At 69.0% G+C, this 6,125-nt stretch carries 6 protein-coding genes; 3 read left to right on the plus strand and 3 right to left on the minus strand.

The window, feature by feature from the left end:
* The first annotated feature begins 57 nt into the window (after nucleotides 1–57).
* Nucleotides 58–1,548 (plus strand): MFS transporter, encoded by a 1,491-nt coding sequence (locus DEJ25_RS10070; protein ID WP_258366467.1) that lies wholly within the window; start codon nucleotides 58–60, stop codon nucleotides 1,546–1,548.
* On the plus strand, nucleotides 1,541–2,524 hold the full coding sequence (locus DEJ25_RS10075) for an alpha/beta hydrolase (RefSeq protein WP_111044589.1): 984 nt from the start codon (nucleotides 1,541–1,543) through the stop codon (nucleotides 2,522–2,524). Before DEJ25_RS10070 ends, DEJ25_RS10075 begins: the two co-directional genes overlap by 8 nt.
* Nucleotides 2,525–3,006: 482 nt before the next feature.
* Here DEJ25_RS10075 and DEJ25_RS16430 read toward each other — a convergent pair whose 3' ends face one another.
* Complete coding sequence (locus DEJ25_RS16430; protein ID WP_146240660.1) at nucleotides 3,007–3,396, minus strand: hypothetical protein; 390 nt, start codon at nucleotides 3,394–3,396, stop codon at nucleotides 3,007–3,009.
* A gap of 227 nt (nucleotides 3,397–3,623) precedes the next feature.
* Complete coding sequence (locus DEJ25_RS10080; RefSeq protein WP_110903806.1) at nucleotides 3,624–4,028, minus strand: nuclear transport factor 2 family protein; 405 nt, start codon at nucleotides 4,026–4,028, stop codon at nucleotides 3,624–3,626.
* 83 nt (nucleotides 4,029–4,111) lie between these two features.
* Here DEJ25_RS10080 and DEJ25_RS10085 point away from each other — a divergent pair, with 83 nt between their 5' ends.
* On the plus strand, nucleotides 4,112–4,555 hold the full coding sequence (locus tag DEJ25_RS10085; protein ID WP_146243145.1) for a MarR family winged helix-turn-helix transcriptional regulator: 444 nt from the start codon (nucleotides 4,112–4,114) through the stop codon (nucleotides 4,553–4,555).
* Nucleotides 4,556–5,319: 764 nt separating this feature from the next.
* Here the strand turns inward: DEJ25_RS10085 and DEJ25_RS10090 are convergent.
* A complete protein-coding gene (locus tag DEJ25_RS10090) occupies nucleotides 5,320–5,988 on the minus strand; it encodes a zinc-ribbon domain-containing protein (RefSeq protein WP_309146920.1) in 669 nt (222 codons plus the stop codon).
* Between the last annotated feature and the right edge of the window lie 137 nt (nucleotides 5,989–6,125).

A 6,125-nucleotide genomic window follows, 5' to 3' on the forward strand; every position in this document is an offset into this window, starting at 1 on the left:
CGGAACCGCGTACGCGTCTCACGGGAGCCGCCACTTCTTCATCGAAGGAGTGCGCCCGTGTCAGTACGAACCTCCCCGCCGACCACACCCGACTCGCCACCCGCTGGTCTCCGCGACGCCTGGCTGCCGTTGGCCGGCCTGTCCGCGGTCTTCCTGTTCGAGATGCTCGACAACTCGGTCCTGAACGTCGCGCTGCCGACCATCGCCCGTGACCTCCGGGCCTCGACGACCGCGCTGCAGTGGGTGTCGGGTGCCTACTCGGTGGCCTTCGGCGGCCTGATGCTGCTGTTCGGTGCGGTCGCCGACCGCGTCGGCCGGCGTCGCACGATGCTCGTCGGCCTGGTGCTGCTGGCCGTGTCGAGCCTCCTGACCGTGTTCGTCTCCGCGGTGGAGCAGCTCGTCGTCGTCCGTGCGCTGATGGGCGTCGCAGCCGCGATGACGACCCCCGGCTCGATGGCACTGGCGTTCCGCCTCTTCGCACGCCAGGACCTGCGGGTCCGGGCGCTCACCGTGATCTCCACCGCCGGGCTGGTCGGCCTCGCTGTCGGGCCGACCGTCGGCGGGTTCGTCCTGGCCGTGGCGCCGTGGCAGGTGCTGCTCGTCGCGGACGTGCCGATCGCGGTCGTCGCCTTCGCCGGCATCCGGGCGGGCATCGCCGCGGACCGCCCGGACGACCTGCACCACGACCCGATCGACGTCGCCGGGGCGGTCCTCGGCACCGCGAGCATCGTCGGCGTCCTCGTCACCCCGACGCTCGTCATCAGTGGCGCTGCCGGATGGGCCGGGTGGGGCGCCGGAGCGGTCACCGCCCTCGTGGCCGTCGGCTTCGTCGTCCGGGAGCGCACCGCACACCACCCGCTGCTCGACCTGCACCTGATCGCTCGGCCGCTCGTCGCGAGTGGCCTGGCGTACAAGGCCGCGGCGGGTCTCGCCATGGCCGCGCTGTCGTACCTCGTCACCCTGCAGCTGCAGTTCGCCTGGGGATGGCCCCCGGCGCTCGCCGCCGTCGGGACGCTGCCGCAGGTGGTCGTCCTCCTCGCCAGCGGACGCCTCGTCGGCCCCTTCGTCCAGCGCGTCGGACTCGACCGGGCGGCACGCATCAGCGCCGCCGCGGTCGTCGCCGGCCTCGCGGTGTTCGCCCTGACCGCACGGTCCGGGTACCCCGGGGTCCTCGTCGCCCTCGTGCTCGTCGCGGCCGGCATGCGCGTCGTCGGTGCCGTGGCCGGCAACAACGTCCTGCACGGGCTGCCCGCCGACCGGACGTCGATCGGGGCAGCACTCGTCGACACGGCGAGTGAGATCGCCACCGCGGTCGGGATCGCCGCCACGGGCACGATCCTCGCCGCCGTCGTGCCGGGCGACCTCGGCACGACCCCCTGGGTGCCGGGTCGGACCGCCGCGTTCGAGGACGCCGTCTCGATCGCGGGCGCGGTGGTCACCGCCGTCGCGGCCGTCCTGGTCGTCGTCGGCATGCTCCGCGCCCGCACCGCCGCAACCCCTTCCACCACAACTGCTCCAACCACCAGCCAGGAGAACACCGATGTCTGACCTGATCGCCCGCCCGCCGTTCGACCCCGAGCTCGCGCCGTTCCTCGCCGCACTGGCCGCACGCGGACCGTTCGTCCTCACGCCGGAGATGCTGCCCCGGATGCGGCAGCTCGACATCCCGCTGGAGACCCTCGACGAGCGACTGCGCCAGCACGGCCTCGAACGTCGGAGCACCACCGTGCCCGGCCACCTCGGCGACCCGATCGAGCTGGCGGTCATCCAGCGCATCGGCCGCACCGGCCCGACGACCGGGGCCTACACGATCCACGGCGGCGGCATGATGTTCGGCCACCACCTCGGCAACCTGGACTCCTACGACGACTGGCTGCTCGACCACGAGGTCGTCCTCGTCAGCGTCGACTACCGCCTGGCCCCGGAACATCCGGACCCCTACCCGGTCGAGGACTGCTTCGCCGGCCTGGTGTGGGTCGCCGAGCACGCCGACGAACTCGGCATCGACCCCGACCGCATCGTGATCGCCGGACAGAGCGCCGGAGCCGGTCTCGCGGCGGGGACGGCCCTGCTCGCACGCGACCGCGGGGGCCCGGCCCTCCTCGGGCAGATCCTGGTCTCGCCGATGCTCGACGACCGCGACCGGACCGTCTCGACGCAGCAGATCGACGGCGTCGGCGTCGCCGACCGGCAGATGACCCGGTCCGGCTGGACCGCCTACCTGGGCGACCGCCGGGCCACCGACGACGTGTCCGAGTACGCCGCCCCGGCGCGTGCGACGTCTCTGACCGGGCTGCCACGCACGTACATCGACTGCGGCAGCGCCGAGGTCTTCCGTGACGAGACCGTCGCCTACGCCAGCGGGCTCTGGGCCGCGGGCGTCGAAGCGGAGCTGCACGTCTGGCCCGGGGCCTTCCACGGCTTCACGAGCATGGTGCCCGAGGCCGCCGTGTCGCGGCGGGCGACCGCGGCGTTGGCGGACTGGACCCGGCGGCTGCTCGGCGAGCCGGTCAGCCGCACGTGACGCCGGTCACCGGGCAGCGGTCAGGGCGACAGGCCGAGGTCACGGCAGGTGCCCGCCGTTCCGGGCCGGGTTCGTGTCGAAACGGTACGACGAACCGTCCGCCGACCGGGTGAGCACGCCGGCGTCGACCGCGTCGCGCCGGACGAGCGCGAACCTGTGGCCGCTGCGATGACGGTCACGACGAACAACGCAATGGTCACCGGGCCGAGTATCCAGCCCACCCAGAGTCGATGTGTTCGCATCCCCAAGTTCTACTCGGCCGATGTCTCGGCGGTCGATCGGCTACCGGGCGCGTTTTGATGTGCTGATGGTCAGCCGTGCTGCTTGGGGCGGGCGGTCAGTCGGAGCGACAGCATCCGCGAGCGGTGGCGCGGATTCCTCGCGGGCTAACCCGTCCGCGAGGTGTGAGGCTGCTCGGGGTAGGTGCACTTCCAGCCTCGGTGGTCGTCGGTCGTGTCGCTGCCTCGTCCGTCATCCAGGTGTCATTGCACGGTGATGGCCTGACCTGCGGTGAGATGGCCGCCGTCGGCTTCATACGACAGCGCGATGTCGATTTGGCAGAGGTCGAACCGCTCGAGCAGGCCAGAGGTGGTGTCGTTGGCGGCGACCACGTACCGGTAGACGCCGGGCGTTTCCTCGGTTGCCCGGCCCATTGCACCCTGACGCTGACCGAGATCGGTTGCGGGCCAATCCTGGGTCGCGCCGCCCAGTGGCGTCGTCGCTGCGCCGGCCTGAGTTCTCGAGCCCGCATCGGAAGGCGATGCTGCATCGGTTGGACGGGAGGTGTCGGCAGGCGTCGATTGCTTCGCAGCGGAAGATGAAGATGGGACACGCAGCTCTTCTTGATCGCTCGAAGCGGAGCAGGCGCTCACCCCCCAGAGTGACGCCCAGAACCAGTGCGATTCCGGTTCCCCGGAGCATGTTGCGCTTGTCCACGTGTTCCCCCTCGTCACTGGGCAAGTCCGCCCGGTTTCGGTCGACCGGAGCTCACCGTCCCTCCCTCCCGCTCGGCCTGCGCGCGAGTCCCGCTCGCGGAGCGGAATCCGCCATGTCTGAAGACGTAGTGGTGAGGCACGACAGTCGGGGAGTTTGGCGGTGGTCACGCCTGCAGCTGGGGGAACGTTCCGCGCGTCCACACCAGGTTGATGGAGAACGACGTGACGAGCCAGGTGTCGCCGTGACGCATCAGTCGGCCGCGCCAGACGTTCGATCCCTCGAACGCCGGCGTATGCGCCGAGTCGCAGAAGACCGCAGTGACATTGCCGCGAACTTCCGCCTGGTTCCCCGCGATGTCGGCGACGACGCCCGAGACGAGGTGCTGCGTGGCGGGGATCGGTTCGTGAACGGCGCGGACTTGCTCGACCACCAAGTCGGCGCCGACAGTGACGCCCATTACCGTCGTGGCTTTCACATCGCTCGCGTACATGCTGAGGAGATCGTCGAAGCGGTGGTCGTCGATGGCAGCGAAGATGCGGGAGATGACGTCGGACGGTGCGCTTGACATGAAGAGCCTCTCGTATTGTTGGGATCCCAACGTTGGGATCCCAACAATACATGGAAGAGGAAGTTTCGCCTACCGTGGAGAACATGGCTGAGCGGGAGATTCCGGAGCGACTGAGTTCGCTTCCGAGCTGGCTGCTCGTCGAGGCCGCGGCGCGAGCATCTCGCGTCGTGTCGGAGCTCACCGCAGAGGCCGGCGTCCCGAAGGCGGCGTACCCGGTCCTTGCCGTGCTCGAGGCGGCTGGTCCGCTCAGCCAAGCCGAGGTCGGCCGTCGCGTGCGGATCGACCGCAAAGACCTCTCTGGGTATGCTGCGCGGCTCGAGCAGCTCGGCTTGGTCACGCGGCGTCCCGACCCCGTGGACGTGCGACGAAACCTGCTTGAGAACACGCTTGCGGGGACGGAGCTCCTCGAGCGGCTTGACCCCGCTTTCGCGGCGGCGCAGGACCAGCTACTTGCACAGTTGACCTCAGCGGAACGGGCGACGTTGAAGCGGCTGCTCGATCTCATCACCACTGAAGTCGCCCACTAGCTGCAGGCCCTTCGACCCGGCAGTGTCTTTCGTCATCGCGACGACGGCGCTCCTCCCGTGGCTGCCCCCCGGATAGTCCAGCCGGCAACCGGCAGCGATGTTCCGTAAGCCGGTCGTCCACCGGTACACGGCTGGCCGTGACAACCACGACAACTTGCCCGTGTCCTGCTTGACCTGGGGATTCCCGTATGACTGTCCGGTGAAAATGCCCGGTGAGGGGGGGCGCTGAACGCAACACCGTCCACGTACCCGAGCGAGGGTGCGGCACTTCCGTCGGGGGCACCAGCGCGGGGACCAGATCGCTGCGCGTCCCGCTCGAGCACGTCCCTGCCGAACGCCGTGTTCACCCGCCAGCGACCTAGCGCGCACGGCACGCTGCTCCTGACTCGCCGGGAGACGACCCCTGACGAAGGCGGCACCGAAGAACGCGCTCCGGCGACAAGTTGTGTGTGAAGGAGACAAGTTGTTCGCGCTGCGACAACGGCGGCCCCAGGGAGCCCCGCGAACCGCGAGAACATCCCGTGGAACGCCACCGTGATGGTGTCCGACCTCGTTAACGCGCAACAGCTGTCATTTCTCAAGTCAGGTGAGACTCTTTCGCAGCGATGAGACCATGCGCTGCTTGAGAACCACGGATTGAGGCGTTCCGGATTCTTCTCACCGGACGTGAGACCTTCTGGGCTGACAGGCCAGAACGACGGAAACGACGGCGAAGCTGGTGGGCTTCGCCGTCGTCTTGGTCTTGGTCTTGGTCTTATTCAGTTCTAGTTGAGGACCCTGTCCTCGGGTTCGCAGTCGGTGCAGCCGCGTGACTTCCGACGGTTCGGGACGCTCTGTTGCTTGACGTGTCCGAAGGCGCACTTCCACCAGTGCCGGTCGGTTCCGGCGAACATGAGCTCGGGCCGCTTGGGGACGTTGAGGTAGTCGTGCCACTCGGTGACGAGGAGCGGGTCGGTGGTTGCGAGGTCGTTGACTCGGAGGATCAGTCGTCGGCTGGAGCAGAGCGAGCATCCGTAGCCCTGGACCTTTCGGTCGATGCGCTGCGGGTACCAGTGGGCGGCGCTGGTGGTGCACAGCCAGTAGACCTCGTCGTTCGAGCCGTAGGAGTAGTCCTCGGGCTGCTTGCCGTTGTTGCGGGTGGGGTGCCACTGGGCGGCGATGTCGGGGTGCGTGTCGACGAGGCTCGTGCGCGTGCTTCGGAGGCCAACGCGGCGGCAGGGCTCGCAGCCGGAGCCTTGGCTGCGGTTGTAGAGGGACATCTTGTAGTGGTGTCCGCAGTCGGGGCAGATCCATTCGGGCTTGTCTCCGCTGCCGGCGCACATCTTCGTGGCGGGGTGACCTGCCTCGTACGCGGGGTCGAGTTCGGCGGCGAGGCGGGGGTGGGTGGTGGTGAGGTCGTTGATGCCGGCGACGATGGTGCGGTTGCTGCAGATGCCGCAGTTGGTCCCGCCCTGGGTTCGGTTGGGACTGCTGCAGGTTTGGTTGACTCGTTCGTTTAGGCCGCGAGTGCGACCTGTGGGTTGATGATCGTCTCGTACTCGATCGGGGTCAACTTCCCGAGACCGCGCTG

The sequence above is a fragment of the Curtobacterium sp. MCPF17_011 genome (genome assembly GCF_003234145.1).
In the GTDB taxonomy this organism is placed as follows: domain Bacteria; phylum Actinomycetota; class Actinomycetes; order Actinomycetales; family Microbacteriaceae; genus Curtobacterium.

Bases quoted from the DNA above. Each gene is read 5' to 3' on its own strand.
- DEJ25_RS10085 (WP_146243145.1), top strand. From the start codon at position 4,112: ATGGCTGAGCGGGAGATTCCGGAGCGACTGAGTTCGCTTCCGAGCTGG.
- DEJ25_RS10080 (WP_110903806.1), bottom strand. From the start codon at position 4,028: ATGTCAAGCGCACCGTCCGACGTCATCTCCCGCATCTTCGCTGCCATC.
- DEJ25_RS10075 (WP_111044589.1), top strand. From the start codon at position 1,541: ATGTCTGACCTGATCGCCCGCCCGCCGTTCGACCCCGAGCTCGCGCCG.